Origin of the sequence: Myceligenerans crystallogenes (assembly GCF_039529775.1) — a bacterium.
GTDB classification, from domain to species: Bacteria; Actinomycetota; Actinomycetes; order Actinomycetales; family Cellulomonadaceae; genus Myceligenerans; species Myceligenerans crystallogenes.
The window spans coordinates 47,853-64,617 of the sequence record NZ_BAAANL010000001.1 but is presented as its reverse complement, the minus strand read 5'-3'; the positions used below and the strand labels follow the sequence as shown (position 1 = coordinate 64,617).

General features: G+C 72.6%; 9 protein-coding genes. 2 read left to right on the top strand and 7 right to left on the bottom strand.

Going from position 1 to position 16,765, the window contains the following annotated elements:
• Positions 1–97: 97 nt before the first annotated feature.
• The 7 genes from ABD208_RS00290 to ABD208_RS00260 form a co-directional block, all read right to left on the bottom strand.
• Positions 98–1,234: a uroporphyrinogen-III synthase gene (locus tag ABD208_RS00290; RefSeq protein WP_344098663.1), complete on the bottom strand. Its 1,137-nt coding sequence runs from the start codon at positions 1,232–1,234 to the stop codon at positions 98–100.
• A gap of 149 nt (positions 1,235–1,383) precedes the next feature.
• Positions 1,384–1,803: a nitrite reductase small subunit NirD gene (locus ABD208_RS00285; protein ID WP_344098662.1), complete on the bottom strand. Its 420-nt coding sequence runs from the start codon at positions 1,801–1,803 to the stop codon at positions 1,384–1,386.
• Between the two features lie 74 nt (positions 1,804–1,877).
• Positions 1,878–4,475: a nitrite reductase large subunit NirB gene (nirB, locus tag ABD208_RS00280; RefSeq protein ID WP_425561065.1), complete on the bottom strand. Its 2,598-nt coding sequence runs from the start codon at positions 4,473–4,475 to the stop codon at positions 1,878–1,880.
• Positions 4,476–4,697: 222 nt separating this feature from the next.
• The gene (locus ABD208_RS00275; protein WP_344098660.1) at positions 4,698–5,192 is read right to left on the bottom strand and encodes a DUF6636 domain-containing protein; all 495 of its coding nucleotides are present in this window, start codon (positions 5,190–5,192) and stop codon (positions 4,698–4,700) included.
• Positions 5,193–5,277: 85 nt separating this feature from the next.
• The gene (locus ABD208_RS00270; protein WP_344098659.1) at positions 5,278–6,927 is read right to left on the bottom strand and encodes an FAD-dependent oxidoreductase; all 1,650 of its coding nucleotides are present in this window, start codon (positions 6,925–6,927) and stop codon (positions 5,278–5,280) included.
• Positions 6,924–9,266: a molybdopterin oxidoreductase family protein gene (locus ABD208_RS00265; RefSeq protein WP_344098658.1), complete on the bottom strand. Its 2,343-nt coding sequence runs from the start codon at positions 9,264–9,266 to the stop codon at positions 6,924–6,926. The genes ABD208_RS00270 and ABD208_RS00265 overlap by 4 nt, the downstream gene beginning before the upstream one ends.
• Positions 9,267–9,296: 30 nt before the next feature.
• Positions 9,297–10,619 (bottom strand): MFS transporter, encoded by a 1,323-nt coding sequence (locus tag ABD208_RS00260; protein ID WP_344099979.1) that lies wholly within the window; start codon positions 10,617–10,619, stop codon positions 9,297–9,299.
• 593 nt (positions 10,620–11,212) lie between these two features.
• On the opposite strand from ABD208_RS00260, the gene ABD208_RS00255 reads away from it, so the two are divergent.
• The gene (locus ABD208_RS00255; protein ID WP_344098657.1) at positions 11,213–15,031 is read left to right on the top strand and encodes a nitrate reductase subunit alpha; all 3,819 of its coding nucleotides are present in this window, start codon (positions 11,213–11,215) and stop codon (positions 15,029–15,031) included.
• Positions 15,028–16,734, top strand: a complete 1,707-nt coding sequence (gene narH, locus ABD208_RS00250) for a nitrate reductase subunit beta (RefSeq protein ID WP_344098656.1) — start codon at positions 15,028–15,030, stop codon at positions 16,732–16,734. Before ABD208_RS00255 ends, narH begins: the two co-directional genes overlap by 4 nt.
• The last annotated feature ends 31 nt before the right edge of the window (positions 16,735–16,765 follow it).

Below are 16,765 nucleotides of genomic sequence, written 5' to 3'. Positions count from 1 at the left end.
CCTCCTGGTGTTCTGATACATCGAGACTGTGAAGAGATTGTGGAAGCGGTCACATGGACCCCAACGGTCCGATTGTTACGAGACTTCAGGCCGTTCGTCAGGCCAGTTCGATGCGGTAGCCCCGCTTGACGACCGTGCGGATGAGGTTCTTGCCCGCGGTGTCGCGCAGCCGCGCGATCGCCACCTCGGCCGCGTGCGGGTCCGTCGAGGCGCCCGGCAGCGCCGCCAGCACCTGGTCCCGGGAGACGACGTCGCCCCCGGCCGACGCGAGCAGCCGCAGCACCTCGACACCGGTGGGCGACAGCGGCAGCACCTTGCCGTCCAGCACCGCGACCCGCGCGCGGATCTGCAGCGGCCCCGCCACCGTGGCCAGCGCCACCGACTCGATCTGCTCGTAGTGCCCCACCATGGCCCGGACCAGCGCCCCGAGCCGCCCGCGCTCGGGCTGCAGCGTCTTGATGCCGCGGTCCTCGAGCGGCTTGGCCGTCACGGGCCCGACGGCCGTCATGAGCAGCCGGCCGGCGTCCACGTGCTCCTTGACCGCGGACAGCACGCCCGCCTCGTCGACGGCCCGCAGCCACGCCTCGGCGCCCGGCGCCGAGGTGAAGGCGATCGCGTCGATGTCGCCGACCGCCGCGGCGTCGGCCGACGCCGTGACCGCGGCCGGGTCGGGCGCCGGGCCCCAGCGGTACACGACGAGGCCGGCCACCTGCGCGCCGGCCTTCTCGAAGACCTCGTCCAGCCCGTCGGCGCCCGCGCCGTGGTGCTGGATCGCGATCCGCTGCCCGGCCACGCCCTCGCTGAGCAGCACCTCGGCGATCTCCGCCGAGGTCTCGGACTCCGCGACCCAGTCGGCCTGCAGCCCGGCGGCCTGGATCGCGCCGCGCGCCTTGGGCCCGCGCGCCACGATGCGGATGCCGTCGAGCATGCCGGTGAGCCGGCCCTCGAGCCCGTGCGCGTCGGCCGCCTCGAGCCACGCGCGGAATCCGATGCCGGTGGTGACCACCAGCGTGTCCGGCGGGTTGTCGAGGATCGAACGCGTCGCATCCAGCAGGGTCTGGTCGTCGACGTGCGGGATCATGCTCAGCGCCGGGGCATGGCGGACCGTCGCGCCGCGTCGTTCCAGCGCGGCGGCCAGCTCGGACGCGCGCCGCTCGGCGGTGACCAGCACGGTGCAACCGGCCATCACCTGTCCGAGCGCGGGCCGGGCCTCGGCGGGGTTCTCTGAGCTCATCTGCGTTCCCGTTGCATGTCAGAACCAGAATAGTCGCGTTCCGGTACGACGCCGCCGCCGGGACACCGGGCGAGACGCGCCGCCGGTGCGCCGTGGGGCACCGGAGCCGGACGGGCCTGCCGCGCCGTCCGGCTCCGGTGGCTGTGGGGTCATCCCGCGACGGTGCCCGGGATGCCGACGTGGACGACGCCGTCGGTCACCCGGACCGGGTACGCCGTGAGGTCCTGGGAGTGGCCGCCCTTGGGCTCCTTGTCGGCCAGGACCAGGCATTCCCCGGTCACCAGCGAGAAGACCTGCTTGTAGATCGGCGACGCCGCGGTGGGCACGCCACCCCGCGTCCCGACGATGCCGCGCGACATCACGTACGCCCCGGAGAAGGGGTCGAAGTTCTGCAGCGCGAAGACGGACCGCCCGTCGTGCGGCTCGGCCAGGAGGAACAGCGCCACCTGGACGCCGTCGGCGCCCACCGCGCCCTGGGGCACCATCGCGGCCACCCCGCGCTCGGGGAGCAGGTCGTCGAGCGCGCACACGGCGTGCCACACGAGCTCTTCGGATTCCAGCACTGTCACTCCCTTGTCTCCTGCTCCGCCGGGTCCGGCCTGGTCGAGTTCCGCGGGTTCGCGGAGGTCCTGCGCCGCCGCGCTCACGCGCGCACCGCCAGGCTCGGGCCGGAGATCAGCACGGGCGCGCCCGGCGCCCCCGACGCCGCCGCGGCCCGCTCCTCGTCGGTCGCGGGCCGGTGCTGGCCGCGCTCCGCCACGTAGGCGAGGTTGGGGTCGGCGTCCTTGGGGGCGTTGACGAAGGAGGTGAACCGGCGCAGCTTCTCCGGGTCCGCCAGGACCGCCGCCCACTCGTCCTCGTAGTTCCGGACGTGGTTCGCCATGGCGGCGTCCAGGTCGGCGCAGATGCCGAGCGAGTCCTCCATGATGACCTTGCGCACGCCCTCCAGGCCGCCCTCGACCTCACCCATCCACGGGGCGGTGCGCTGCAGGCGGTCGCCGGTGCGGATGTAGTACATGAGGAAGCGGTCGATGGTGCGGATCAGCGTCTCGTGGTCGAGGTCCTCCGCCAGCAGCTTGGCGTGCGCGGGCGTCTGCCCGCCGTTGCCGGCGACGTACAGGTTCCAGCCCTTGTCCGTCGCGATGACGCCGACGTCCTTGCCCTGCGCCTCGGCGCACTCGCGGGCGCAGCCCGACACGCCCATCTTGAGCTTGTGCGGGGCGCGCAGGCCGCGGTACCGCAGCTCGAGCTCGACGGCCAGGCCCACCGAGTCCTGCACGCCGTACCGGCACCAGGTGGAGCCCACGCAGGACTTCACCGTGCGCAGCGACTTGCCGTACGCGTGGCCGGACTCGAAGCCGGCGTCCACGAGCCGCTTCCAGATCTCCGGGAGCTGCTCGACGCGCGCGCCGAACATGTCGACCCGCTGGCCGCCCGTGATCTTGGTGTAGAGGCCGTAGTCCCGGGCCACCTCGCCGATCGCGATGAGGCCCTCCGGCGTGACCTCGCCGCCCGGCATGCGCGGGACCACCGAGTAGGTGCCGTCCTTCTGCATGTTGGCCAGCATGTGGTCGTTGGTGTCCTGCAGCGCCGCCTGCTCGCCCGCGAGGATGTGCCCGTTGCCCTGGCTCGCGAGGATCGACGCGACGACCGGCTTGCAGATGTCGCAGCCGCGGCCCTTGCCGAGCACGTTGCCCTCGGCGTCGGCGATGTCGCGGCCGAACCGCTCGATGATCTCGGTGAACGTGTGCAGCTCCGCCACCCGGACGGCGTCGAACAGCTGGGCGCGCGTGAGCTCGAAGTGCTCGCACAGCGCGTTGCTGACCTCGATGCCGGCCTTCTCCAGCTCGGCGTTGGTGATCTTCTTGACCACCGGGAGGCAGGCGCCGCAGGTGGTCGAGGCCTTCGTGCAGGCCTTGACGCCCGGGATGTCGGTGCAGCCGTGCTCCGTGACCGCCGCGCGGATCGCGCCCGCCGAGACGTTGTTGCACGAGCAGACGGCGGCGTCGTCGGGCAGCTCGAGATTGGCGGCCGCGCCCCCGCCCTCCGGGAGGATGAACGCGCTCGGGTCGCCCTCTGGCAGCTGCGCGCCGAGCATCGGGCGCAGCATCGCGTACGGCCCGGCGTCGCCGACGAACACGCCACCCAGCAGGGTGCGGGCGTCGTCGGACAGCACGAGCTTCTTGTAGATGCCGGCGACCTGGTCGGCCCAGACGACCTCGACGCAGTTCTCGGTTCTCGCGTGCGCGTCGCCGAACGAGGCCACGTCGACGCCGGACAGCTTGAGCTTGGTGGCGGTGTCGGCGCCGGGGAACGTCGACTCGCCGCCCATGAGGTGGTCGACGACGATCTCCGCCATCGTGTAACCCGGCGCGACCAGGCCGATGCAGCGGCCCTCGATGCAGGCCACCTCACCGATCGCCCACACCGCGGGGTCGCTCGTACGGCAGGTGAGGTCGACGACGGCGCCGCCGCGCTCCCCCATCTCCAGGCCGGCCTCGCGGGCCAGCTCGTCGCGCGGGCGGACGCCGGTGGCGACGACCACGATGTCGGTGTCCAGCTTGCCGCCGTCGGCGAACTCCAGGCGCCCGACGTGGCCGGTGCGCTTGTGCGGCTTCATCTCCTTGGTCGCGGTCTCGGTGCGGACCGCGATGCCCTTGTTGTTGATGAGGCGCCGCAGGGCCTCGCCGCCGCCGAGGTCGATCTGCACGCCCATGAGGTGCGTGCCGAACTCGATGACGGTCGCGTGGGCGTCGAGCGCCTTGAGCGCGCCCGCGGCCTCCAGGCCGAGGAGGCCACCGCCGATGACGGCGCCGCGGATCGGCTTGGACGGGTTGTCCTCGCGCTTCTGCTCGACCCAGCCGCGCAGGGCCGCGAGGTCGTCGATCGTGCGGTAGACGAACACGCCCGGCAGCTCGGCGCCGGGGATCGGCGGCACGAACGGGTAGGAACCCGTGGCCAGCACCAGGTGGTCGTAGGTGTGGACGCGGCCGAGGCGGTCGGTCACCGTCTTGTGGGCGCGGTCGATCGACTCGATCTTCCGGTCGCGGTGGAGGGTGACCAGCGGGTCGTCCCACAGCTCCGGCTCGCCGAGCTGAAGGGAATCGGGGCCCTCGGTGAACCAGCGGCTCAGGCCGACGCGGTCGTACGGGGGGCGCGGTTCCTCGGCGAAGATCTCGACGGAATAGCGGCGCTCGGCATCGCGTGCGCGCAGGGCCTCGACGAAGCGCTGCGCGACCATGCCGCCACCGACAACGACGACACGCTGCGTGTCGCGACCGGCGGCTTCGCGTGGGGTGTCGCCCGCGGACTCGGGCACGGAGGAGTTGACCATGGCTTGACCGTAGGCGGACGATTTTTCCCAGCCATACGACATCGGTTGCGCGACGGGAACATCTTTCTCACTCTCGCCAGGCCCGGCGTGTGAGTGCATCCGGCCGCCGCGGCGGCCGGGCACCGTCCCCTAGGACGCCGGATCCGTGACGATCCCCGCCCTGGCGATGCTGAAGCCGTGGCCGGTGTCGTGGTCGTGGCAGGACATGCCGGTGCGGCGGCTCGTGCAGGTGAAGCCGTGGTGCGACATCGAGTCGTTGTACTCCAGCACCGGGAGACCCGCGGTCGGGTACGTGGCGCCGGTCGGCGACCGGCAGTCGAGGGCGCCGTCGTTCCCGACCACGACCTCGTGCAGACCCCGGCAACCCGGGCCCGCCTTCTCCACGTCGATCTCCACGATGGCGCAGCCCGCTTCGATCTCGGTGATCGTGCAGGTGATGTTGCCCGACGGCGCGACGAAGGAGAACTCCTCGCCGGCATCCGGCCGGCCGTCCCCCCGGACGATCCCGGTGATCTCCTCGTCGAACACCTGGATCAGCGCGGCACCCAGCGACGCGACACCGCCGATCACGGCGGCGATGATGGCGGCGTCGACGATGGGGTTCCGACCGGATCCGTCAGTCACGCACCCATCGTAAGCAGGAGGAATCCGTCACAGCGGCGGCGGCGCGCCGTCCTGACGTGCGCCGACGCGGCGTCCGGGGCGAGTGTCAGGCCGGTACCTGCTGCGTCTCCTCGGCGCCCGCGGGTCGCGAGGACCTCGCCCACGCCGCGATGCCGCAGACCGCCTCCTTGCACGAGCCGCAGCCGGTGGTCGCGCGGGTCTCCGCGGCGATCTGCTCCAGGGTGTCCTTGCCGGCGGCGCAGCAGCCGGCGATCTCGCCCTTGGTCACGCCGTTGCAGCGGCAGACCACCGCGTCGTCCGGCATGTGTTCCGGGGAGTCGACCGCCGCGGCCGTCGGCATGACCGGGGTGAGCAGCAGGAACGCCGGGTCCGCGGGGACCGGGGTGCGGCGGGTGTAGGCGGCCGTGAGGTCCGCCGCGACCCGGGCGTCGCCGACGCACGTCGCGCCCACCAGGACGCCGTCGGACACGACCGCCTCGATCCACCTGCCCGCGGCGGGGTCCGAGAGGTGGACCGAGCGTTCGCCCGGCCGCGTGCCGCGGCCGAGGCCGGCCGCGCCCATGCTGACCACGGAGATGTCGCCGGCCTTGACCTTGACGACATCGGTGCCGCGGGTCTCGATGCCCTGGTCCGACGGCGTCCGGGTGACCGCCTGCGAGCCCATCAGGGTGCCGAGGCGGACCGCCATGGACGGGCCCTCGCCCGCGTGCGGGATGCGGAGGTGCTCCTTGTAACCGCCGGTGATCTCCTCCGGCTCGCGCCGCACCGCCGCCGCGCGCGCCGCGGCCTGGTCCGCGAACCGCTCGGCGAGGCGCCGCGCCTGGTCCCAGCCCTCGGCGACCAGCCCGCGCGAACCCTCCGGCGGCTCGGCGCAGTCGCCGATCGCGTACACGAGCTCGTCGTCGGGGCTGCGCAGGTCGTGTCCGACGACGATGCCGCGGTCCGTCGTCAGGCCCGCGTCCCGCGCGATGGCCGCCCGGGGCACGACGCCGGTCGACAGCACGACCAGGCCCGCGGCGACGACGTCGTCGTCCCCGAGGCGGACGCCGACGATGCGCCCGCCCGCGACGAGCATCTCGCTCGGCAGCACCCCCGTGCGCACGGCGACGCCGTGTGCCGCGAGGCTCGCGGCGAGGACCTCGCCGGCGGGGCCGTCGAGCTGGCGGGCCATGAGGCTCGGCCCCCCGTCGACGATCGTGACGTCCAGGCCGCGGGCCGCCAGGCCCACCGCCGCCTCGACGCCGAGGACGCCGCCGCCCACCACCACGGCGCGCGGGGTGTTCACGGTGGCGGCGACGATCTCGCGGGCGTCGTCGAGGGTGCGCAGCGCGTGCACGCCGGCGGGCAGGCCGGTGCCGGTCTCCCGGCTCAGGCCCGGGATCGGCGGGATGCGGGCCTCGGAGCCGGTGGCCAGGACGAGGTGGTCGTAGGGGTGGCGGCTGCCGTCGTCGGCCACGACGACCCTGGCCGCGCGGTCGATGGAGACGGCGCCGACGCCGCGGCGCAGGTCGACGCGGTCGAGGTCGGGCAGCGGCATGTTGATGGCGGCCACGTCGGTGCGCCCGGCGACGACGTCGCTCAGCAGCACGCGGTTGTACGGCTCGTAGGGCTCGGCGCCGAGGACGGTGACGTCGAAGTCGTGGTCGGTGTCGCGGCGCATCAGGTCGTCGACGAACCGGCCGCCGACCATGCCGAAGCCGATCACGACGATCCGGGTGGGGACGCGCAGGTTCATGCGGGGGTCTCCTCGAGTGTGGGGGCCGACTCGGAGGGCGTGCCGGTGGTCACGAGAGCTGGTTCCGGGACGGGGGCGACGTCGACCGCGCACACCTTGAACTCCGGCATGCCGGAGACGGGGTCGGTGGCGTCGGTGGTCACGCGGTTCACGGATCCGGTCCCGGACCAGTGGAAGGGCATGAAGACGGTGTCGGGCCGGACGGCGTCGGTCCAGCGGGCCCTCGCCTCGACGACGCCGCGGCTCGTGGTGAGGCGGGCGCGGGCGCCGTCGGGGACGCCGACGCGGACCCCGAGAACGGGGTGGAGCTCCACGTACGGCTCGGGGACCAGCCGCTCCAGCTCGGCGACCCGGTGCGTCTGGGCCCCGGACTGATAGTGCTGCAGCACACGCCCGGTCACGAGATACACCGGCGCCCCGGGCCGCAGATCATCGGCCGGCCCCGCATGATCGACGACAACCATCCGAGCCCGCCCGTCCGGAGTAGGAAACCCCCCGACAAACATCCGCGGCGTCCCCGGGTGGCTCTGCCAGGCGACCATGTCATCTGGGTTGGTGGTCGCGGTCTCATCGGACGGGATGACATGTTCGCCGGCCGGGGTGGCGGGGACCGGCCAGAAGTAGCCTGGGCCGTTCTCGGCCTCGTCCTTGTCCAGGCGGGCGTGGGTCAGGCCCGAGTAGTCGGCGATGCCGCCCTTCGAGGCCAGGGCCAGTTCGTCGAAGACCTCCGACGGGTCCGTGGAGAAGGTCACCGAGCCGGGCTCGAGCTCGCCGGCCGTGCCCAGGCGGCGCGCGAGCTCCGCGAGGATCCACAGCTCGGAGCGCGCCTCGCCGGGCGCGTCGGCCGCACGACGACGCCGGATGACCCGGCCCTCCAGCGACGTCATGGTGCCCTCCTCCTCGGCCCACTGGGTGACCGGGAGGACGACGTCGGCGATCCGCGCGGTCTCCGACGGCACGAAGTCGCACACCACGAGGAGTTCCAGCGCCCGCAGCCGCTCGGCCACGGAGTCCGAGTTGGGCGCGCTGACCAGCAGGTTCGAGCCGTGCACGAGCAGCGCCCGGGGCCCGTCCGCGGTCCCCAGCGACCGGAGCAGCTGCACGGCGGGCTTGCCCGGCCCCGGGATCGACCCGGGGTCCACGCCCCAGACCCCGGCAACGTACTCGCGCGCCGCCGGGTCGTCGATCTTGCGGTACCCGGGCAGCTGGTCGGACTTCTGCCCGTGCTCGCGCCCGCCCTGCCCGTTGCCCTGACCGGTGATCGCGCCGTACCCCGAGCCCTCCCGGCCCACCAGCCCGAGCGCGAGTGCCAGGTTGATCGCGGCCGTGACGGTCGCGGTCCCCTGCGAGGACTGCTCGACGCCGCGCCCCGTGAGAACGTACGCCCCGCGACCACCTCGCGCGGGCGACGCCGCCGCGAGCTTCCGCGCCACCCGGCGCAGCTCGCCGGCCGGTACGCCGGAGACGATCTCGGCCCGCTCGGGCCACCAGGCCGCGACGGACCGGGCGACGTCGTCGAACCCGGTCACGCGCTCGGCCAGGTACGCGCGGTCGGCGAGACCCTCGGCGAGCACGACGTGCAGCAGCCCCAGCAGCACCACCATGTCGGTGCCGGGCACGGGCTGCAGGTGCACGCCGGCGCCGTCGTCGGTCAGCTTCGCGGTCGCGGACGACCGCGGGTCGACGACGACGAGCCCGCCCTCGTCGCGCTGCCCCGCCTCGCGCGCACCCTGCAGGTGCTGGACCGCCGGCGGCATCGTCTCGGCGACGTTCGAGCCGAGCAGGACGACGACGTCGGCGCCGCCGAGGTCCGGCAGCGGGAACGGCAGGCCCCGGTCCGCCCCGAGCGAGCGGTTGGCCGCCGCCGCAGCGGAGGACATGCAGAACCGCCCGTTGTAGTCGATGTTCGGCGTGCGCAGCACGGTGCGGGCGAACTTGCCCAGCGCGTACGCCTTCTCGTTGGTGAGGCCGCCGCCGCCGAAGACGGCGACGGAGCCGGGACCGTGCTCGTCGCGGAGCTCGCCGAGCTTCCCGGCGATCAGGTCGAGCGCCTCGTCCCAGCTCGCCGGGGTGAGCTCGCCGCCCCGGCGGATCAGCGGGGTGGTGAGGCGGTCGGGGGTGGTCAGGACCGCGGCCGAGGTCCAGCCCTTCTGGCACAGGCCCCCGCGGTTCGTGGGGAACTCGCGCGGGGTGACCGCGAGGGGGAGCCTGCGGCGGGCGGCGGCGGCGTCGGGCATCGAAACGGACGACGCGGCCGCGGCCACGCCCCCGGCGCCGGGAACCGGCGCCAGGGACATGCCGCACTGCAGGGCGCAGTAAGGGCAGTGGGTATCAGCCATGGTGGTGCGGACCTTTGCTCGACGGGCCGGTCAGACCTTCGCGGCGCGCATCTCGCCGCGGCCGTAGACGACCGCGCAGACGACGGCCATGGCCGCGTACGCGCCGATGAACACCCAGAACGCCGGGACGAGGGACCCGGCCAGATCGGTCGAGACCGCGAACCCGCGGGGGATGAGGAAGCCGCCGAACGCGCCGACCGCACCCGCGATGCCGATGCAGCCCGCCGCCATCTTGGACGTCCCGCCGGACACCCGGAACACCGCCGGGATCATCCGGTAGATCGAGCCGTTGCCGATGCCCGAGGCGATGAACAGGAACATGAACGAGCCGAAGAACATCCCGAAGTGGTGCGCGCCGAGCGACCAGATCACGCCGAGCGTGCCGATCCCCATCGCGAGGTAGGACAGGAGGCTGATGACGACGCCGCCCAGCCGGTCCGCGAGCATGCCGCCGACCGGCCGCGACAGCGAGCCGACGAGCGCCCCGGCGAAGGCCAGCGAGAGCGTGACCTCGGGGAACTGACCCTTCATGAGGGTGGGGAACGCGCCGGCGAAGCCGACGAACGAGCCGAAGGTGCCGATGTAGAGGAAGCTGATCAGCCACGTGTGCCGGCTGCGGGTGGCGATCAGGAACTGCCGCGGGTCCGTCTTGACGGTGCCGAGGTTGTCCATGAACCGCCAGGCCAGGAACATCGCCAGGACGATGAACGGGATGAAGACGAGACCGGCGCGCTCCAGCGCCACGCCGGCGCCGGTGAGGATGACCAGCGGCACCACGAACTGCACCGCCGCGGTGCCGATGTTGCCGCCGGCGGCGTTCATGCCGAGCGCCGCACCCTTCTCCCGCTCCGGGTAGAAGAACGAGATGTTCGCCATCGAGGAGGCGAAGTTGCCGCCGCCGAGGCCCGCGAGCGCCGCGACGGCCAGCAGCGCGCCGAACGAGAGGTCCGGGTTCTGCACGGCGAAGGCGAGCGCGATGGTCGGGACGAGCAGGAGCGCCGCGGAGATCACGGTCCAGTTGCGGCCGCCGAACAGGGGGACGGCGAGCGTGTAGGGGATGCGCAGGGTGGCGCCGATGAGGGCCGGGGTGCCGATGAGCCAGAACATCTGGTCGGCGGTGAGGGCGAAGCCGGCGGCCGGGAGCTGCGGCACGACGATCGACCAGATGGCCCACACGCAGAAGCCGAGGAACTCGGCGAAGATCGAGATGTAGAGGTTGCGGCGGGCGATGCGGCGGCCGCCGTCGTTCCAGAAGGTGGAGTCCTCGGGGTCCCAGTACCTGATCCAGCGGCCCGTGCGGTGGTGCTTGCGCTCGGCCTCGGCGCTGATGCCGGCGGCGCGGGCGGCGTCCAGGGCGTGGGAGGGGGCGGTCTCGGTCGTCGCCTCGCCGTCGAGGTCGGTGTCCAGTGCGGGGCCGGGGGCGAGGTCGGTCGCCGTCGCCGTCGTCTGCGGGACGGCGGTGGTGGGGTCGTTCTCCTGGGCGGTTGGTGCGGACACGGGTTGCCTCCTGAGATGGGCTGGGGTGCCCGACGACGTCGGGCGTCCGGAACCTGCGGGATCCCGGGCCCGGCCCGACGTCGGACCAGATACCCGGACCCTAGGAAACGGGTGTTTCCCCGCCGGTCATGAGGCGGTGAAGCGACCGTAAGAAGAAACGCACAGCGGTGGGGTCGTCGCTGTGAGAGCCCTCACCAGCGGCTTTGCGCCGCACCCCGGGCCCGGACGGGCTCGTGAAGCTGCTCACACGGGCCCGCGGGCCGCTGTGCGAATCTCGTGACGGTCGATTAACTGCGTCAGGTCGAGCCTTGAAACCTGCGGTTCATACGGTCGTGACATCCGGGTGTCCGACGGCGGACCCCAAGCTGGGAGAAGCTCACGTGTCATTGCCGACCGCTCGAGAAACTCGTGAAGACGATCCGACCACAGCCGCCGAGAGGGCCGGGGCCGTGCTCGACACCGCGGAGGCGACCCTGGTCCGCCTGGGCCGGAACCTGCGCCGCGGCGAGACCAGCGAGGACCTGCGCAGCCTGTTCCTGACCGGCGGTCGCGACGGCGACTCCTTCTACCGGGACCGCTGGAGCCACGACAAGGTGGTGCGCTCGACCCATGGGGTGAACTGCACCGGGTCATGCTCGTGGCAGGTGTACGTCAAGGACGGGATCATCACGTGGGAGACCCAGGCGACGGACTACCCGTCCGTGGGGCCGGACTCCCCCGAGTACGAGCCGCGCGGCTGCCCGCGCGGGGCGTCGTTCAGCTGGTACTCGTACTCGCCGACGCGCGTGCGGTACCCGTACGTGCGCGCGGTGCTGCTGCAGGCGTACCGGGAGGCGAAGGCCCGCACGGGTGATCCGGTGGAGGCGTGGGCCGCCGTCGTCGGCGACCCGGAGACCTCGCGGCGGTACAAGGCCGCGCGGGGCAAGGGCGGGCTGGTGCGGGCGTCGTGGGACGAGGCGGCGGAGATCGTCGCGGCCGCGCACGTGCACACGATCCGCAGCCACGGGCCGGACCGGATCGCGGGGTTCTCGCCGATCCCGGCCATGTCCATGGTGTCGCACGGTGTGGGGGCGCGGTTCGTGCAGATGCTGGGCGGGTCGATGCTGTCGTTCTACGACTGGTACGCGGACCTGCCGATGGCGTCTCCCCAGGTGTTCGGGGACCAGACGGACGTGCCGGAGTCCGGGGACTGGTGGAACTCGTCGTACCTGGTGATGTGGGGCTCGAACATCCCGGTGACACGCACGCCGGACGCGCACTTCATGGCCGAGGCGCGGTACCGCGGGCAGAAGGTCGTGGTGGTGTCGCCGGACTTCGCGGACAACACGAAGTTCGCCGACTCGTGGCTGTCGCCGCATCCGGGGACGGACGGGGCGCTGGCCATGGCGATGGGCCACGTGATCATGAAGGAGTTCCTGGCGAAGCCGGCCGGCGAGCGGGAGCCGCGGTTCCAGGAGTACCTGAAGCGGTTCGCGGACGCGCCGTTCCTGATCCGGCTGGGCGAGCGGCCGGACGGGTCCGCGGGTGCCGCGGGCACCACGGGCGGCGATCCGGGCCCGGCGTCGTCGGACGGCTACGTCCCGGGGAAGTTCCTGTCCGTCGCGGACCTGCCCGACGACGTGCTGCCCGGCGCCTCCCGCACGGAGAACCCGAGGTTCAAGCAGGTCGTGATCGAGGCCGACGGGACGGTGCGGGCGCCGAACGGGACGCTCGGGCACCGCTTCGGGGACGACGGCGAGGGGCGGTGGAACCTCGACCTGGAGGACCTCGACCCGGTGCTGTCGATCGCGGATCTCGAGGGTGGTGCCGAGCCGGTGACGGTCGCGCTGCCGCGGTTCGACGTCGTGCCGCAGCCCGGGGACGACGACGGCGCGCACGTGGGCGGCTCGGGTGTCGTGCTGCGCGGGGTGCCGGCCACGCGGGTGGGCGGGCACCTCGTGACGACGGTGTTCGACCTGTTGCTCGCTCAGTACGGCGTCGGACGGGACGGGCTGCCTGGCGACTGGCCGTCGGGTTACGACGACCCGGCCACCCCCGGGACTCCCGCGTGGCAGGAGGAGATCACCGGGGTTCCGGCCGCGGCGGCTACGCAGGTCGCGCGGGAGTTCGCGCGCAATGCCGTGGACTCGCAGGGGCGGTCGATGATCGTCATGGGCGCGGGCACCAACCACTGGTTCCACTCCGACACGATCTACCGGACCTTCCTCACCCTGACCACGATCACCGGCTGCCAGGGCGTGAACGGCGGCGGCTGGGCGCACTACGTCGGGCAGGAGAAGTGCCGGCCGGTCACCGGCTGGCAGCAGTACGCGGGCGGGCTGGACTGGGCGCGGCCGCCGCGGCAGATGATCGCGACGGCGTACTGGTACCTGGCGACCGACCAGTGGCGGTACGACGGCATGCCCGCCGATTCCCTCGCGTCTCCCCTGGCGCGCGGCCTGTTCAAGGACCGGACGACGGCGGACACGCTGGTGGAGTCGGCGCAGCGCGGCTGGATGCCGTCGTACCCGCAGTTCGACCGGAACCCGCTGGACCTGGTCGCCGAGGCCCGGGAAGCCGGGGTCGACCCGGCCGAGCACACCGTGGCCGCGCTCAAGGACGGCAGCCTGAGGTTCGCGTGCGAGGACCCGGACGCCCCGGAGAACTTCCCGCGGGTGCTGACGATGTGGCGGGCGAACGTGCTGGGGTCGTCGGCGAAGGGCAACGAGTACTTCCTCAAGCACCTGCTCGGGACCGACGGCGCCGTCCGGGCCGCCGAGATCCCCGCCGAGCGGCGTCCGAAGCACATCCGGTGGCGGGACGAGGCGCCGCGCGGCAAGCTCGACCTGCTCACCACGCTGGACTTCCGGATGACGAGCTCGACGCTGTTCAGCGACGTCGTCCTGCCTGCCGCGACCTGGTACGAGAAGCACGACCTGTCCAGCACGGACATGCACCCGTTCGTGCACTCGTTCAACCCGGCGGTGGACCCGCCGTGGCAGACGCGCACCGACTTCGACATCTTCCACACGATCGCGCGCAAGGTGTCGGCGATGGCGGCCACGCACCTCGGGGTGCGGGAGGACCTGGTCGCGGCGCCGCTCGCGCACGACACCCCGGACGAGCTGGCGGTGCCGTACGGGGCGCCGGAGGACCCGGGGGCGCCGATGAGCGAGCGGGAGCTCGTCCCGGGCGTGACCATGCCCAAGCTGATCGTCGTCGAACGCGACTACCCCGCGTTCGCGGACCGGCTCGCGGCCCTCGGGCCGCTCACCGACTCCATCGGCATGCTGACCAAGGGCGTGCGGTTCATGCCCGACGCCGAAGTGGAGTACCTCGGGAAGAAGAACGGGCTGGTCACCGAGGGTCCGGCGAAGGGCCGGCCGCGACTGACCAAGGACGTGCACGCCGCCGAGATGATCCTGGCGCTGTCCGGCACCACGAACGGCCGGCTGGCCGTGCAGGGGTTCGAGGACCAGGAGAGGCGCACCGGGCGGCCGCTCGCGGATCTGGCGCGGGACGAGGCCGGGAAGCGGATCCGGTTCGAGGACGTGCAGGCGCGGCCCGTGCCCGTGGTGACGTCGCCGGAGTGGTCCGGGTCGGAGCACGGCGGGCGGCGGTACAGCGCGTTCGTGATCAACGTGGAGCGGCACAAGCCGTGGCACACCCTCACCGGGCGGCAGCACTTCTACCTGGACCACGACTGGCTGACGGAGCTCGGCGAGGCCCTGCCGGTGTTCCGGCCGCCGCTGGACCTGCACCGGCTGTTCGGGGACTCGCCGCGGCCGGGCGACACCGGGTCGCTGAACCCGGACGCGAACGGGGCCGCGGAGGTCGCGGTCCGGTACATCACGCCGCACTCCAAGTGGTCGATCCACTCGGAGTACCAGGACAACCTGTTCATGCTGTCGCTGTCCCGCGGCGGGCCGAACCTGTGGATGTCGCCGGCCGACGCGCGGAAGATCGGCGTCGCCGACAACGAGTGGGTCGAGGCCGTCAACCGGAACGGCGTCGTCGTCGCACGCGCGATCGTGTCGCAGCGCATGCCCGAGGGCACGGTCTTCATGTACCACGCGACCGAGCGGACCGTGGACGTGCCGCTCGCGGAGGCGTCCGGGAAGCGCGGCGGCATCCACAACTCCGCGACGCGGATCCTGCTCAAGCCCTCGCACCTGGCGGGCGGGTACGCGCAGTTCAGCTACGCGTTCAACTACATCGGGCCCACGGGCAACCAGAGCGACGAGGTGACGGTCGTGCGCCGTCGCTCGCAGGAGGTGACGTACTGGTGAAGGTCATGGCCCAGATGTCGATGGTGATGAACCTCGACAAGTGCATCGGCTGCCACACCTGCTCGGTCACGTGCAAGCAGGCGTGGACGAACCGGTCCGGCACCGAGTACGTGTGGTTCAACAACGTGGAGACCCGGCCGGGGCTGGGGTATCCGCGCACGTACCAGGACCAGGAGAAGTGGCAGGGCGGGTGGGTCCGGACGAGGAGCGGGAAGCTGCGCCCGCGCGCCGGCGGCCGCGTGAAGCGGCTGGCGTCGATCTTCGCCAACCCCACGATGCCCACGATCGACGACTACTACGAGCCGTGGACGTACGAGTACGACATGCTCCTGTCCGCCCCGCAGGGCGAGCACACGCCCGTCGCGCGGCCGAAGTCGCTGATCGACGGCGAGGACACGAGGATCACCTGGTCCTCGAACTGGGACGACGACCTCGGCGGCTCCGAGCGGACCATGCGCGAGGACCCCGTGCTGGCGCACATGAACTCGCACGTGGCCGAGGAGCTCGAGCAGACGTTCATGTTCTACCTGCCGCGGATCTGCGAGCACTGCCTCAACCCGTCGTGCGTGGCGAGCTGCCCGAGCGGGGCGATGTACAAGCGGGCCGAGGACGGCATCGTGCTCGTCGACCAGGACGGCTGCCGCGGGTGGCGCATGTGCGTCACCGGGTGCCCGTACAAGAAGGTCTACTTCAACCACAAGACCGGCAAGGCCGAGAAGTGCACGCTCTGCTACCCGCGCCTCGAGGTGGGGCTGCCGACGGTGTGCTCGGAGACGTGCGTCGGACGGCTGCGGTATCTCGGGCTCGTGCTGTACGACGCCGATCGGGTGGCGTCCGCGGCGGCGGTGGAGAACGAGCACGACCTCCTCGCCGCGCAGCGGGAGTGCTTCCTGGACCCGCATGACCCGGAGGTCGTGGCGGCCGCGCGGCGCGACGGCATCCCGGACAACTGGATCGAGGCCGCGCAGGCGTCGCCGATCTGGCGGCTGATCAGCGAGTTCGAGGTGGCGCTGCCGCTGCACCCGGAGTACCGGACCATGCCCATGGTCTGGTACATCCCGCCGCTGTCGCCGGTGGTCGACGTCGTCGCCTCCTCCGGGAACGACGGCGAGGACGGGAAGGTGCTGTTCGCCGCGATCTCGCAGCTGCGGATCCCGCTGGAGTACCTGGCCGGGTTGTTCACGGCCGGGGACACGCGGCCCGTGGAGAAGGTGCTGCGGCGGCTGGCCGCGATGCGGTCCTACATGCGGGACGTGAACCTCGGCGTCGAGCCTCACGAGGAGACGGCTGCCGCGGTGGGGATGACCGGGACCTCGATCCAGGACATGTACCGGCTGCTGGCCATCGCGAAGTACGAGGACCGGTACGTCATCCCGACGGCGATCCCCGGCGAGTTCGCGCGCGACGCCCAGGAGCTGTCGGACATGGCGTGCTCCCTGGACACCGAGGGCGGGCCGGGGATGGGCGGCGGCGGGCCGTCCGGCGGAGGCCCGGGCGGGCCGGACGGCCCTGGTGGCGGAACGGTCGGCGGGCCCGTCGGCGGAGTCACGGCCGGCGCGCCGGACCTGGTCGGCGCTGGCGCCGGACACGGCGTCGGCAGCGGCGCCGGAGAGGGCGGCTCCCGGGTCAACCTCCTCAACTGGAGCGGCAAGGGCCGCCCCTCGGGCCTCTTCCCGCCCCGCACGGCCCAGGAGCCCTCATGACCCGGATCGTGTCCAGGATCCGCCGCAGCGG